The following is a 473-nucleotide window of genomic DNA, read 5'->3' as shown; positions in this document are numbered from 1 at the left end:
GGCATACCATATTATTCCGCAGTAGCTCAGTGGTAGAGCATTCGGCTGTTAACCGAACGGTCGTAGGTTCGAGTCCTACCTGCGGAGCCATATTGGAGAGCTGTCCGAGTGGCCGAAGGAGCACGATTGGAAATCGTGTAGGCGGGTAACCCTGTCTCAAGGGTTCAAATCCCTTGCTCTCCGCCATTAACTTTCTATATGGCCCATTGGTCAAGCGGTTAAGACACCGCCCTTTCACGGCGGTAACACGGGTTCGAATCCCGTATGGGTCACCATTTACATATCAATCATATTTATGGAGGATTAGCTCAGCTGGGAGAGCATCTGCCTTACAAGCAGAGGGTCGGCGGTTCGATCCCGTCATCCTCCACCATTATTATTATCGCGGGGTGGAGCAGTCTGGTAGCTCGTCGGGCTCATAACCCGAAGGTCGCAGGTTCAAATCCTGTCCCCGCAATCTGGTCCGGTAGTTC

Annotated in this window: 5 tRNA genes; all 5 read left to right on the top strand. The window is 52.9% G+C overall.

The features are described from left to right. Positions 1-15 precede the first annotated feature (15 nt). The 5 genes from ACTNDN_RS25025 to ACTNDN_RS25005 all read left to right on the top strand — a co-directional run bounded on the left by ACTNDN_RS25025 (position 16) and on the right by ACTNDN_RS25005 (position 457). Positions 16-90, top strand: a tRNA-Asn gene (locus ACTNDN_RS25025). A 4-nt stretch (positions 91-94) separates the two neighbouring features. Then, positions 95-186 (top strand) — tRNA-Ser (locus tag ACTNDN_RS25020). Between the two features lie 14 nt (positions 187-200). Further along, positions 201-275 (top strand) — tRNA-Glu (locus ACTNDN_RS25015). A gap of 22 nt (positions 276-297) precedes the next feature. Next, a tRNA-Val gene (locus tag ACTNDN_RS25010) sits at positions 298-373 on the top strand. Positions 374-383: 10 nt separating this feature from the next. Next, a tRNA-Met gene (locus ACTNDN_RS25005) sits at positions 384-457 on the top strand. Positions 458-473 lie beyond the last annotated feature (16 nt).

It is taken from the genome of Niallia sp. HCP3S3_B10, assembly GCF_052064465.1.
Taxonomy (GTDB): domain Bacteria; phylum Bacillota; class Bacilli; order Bacillales; family Cytobacillaceae; genus Niallia; species Niallia hominis.
The sequence above is the reverse complement of the archived record's forward strand: the minus strand, read 5'-3'. Positions and strand labels throughout refer to the sequence as shown.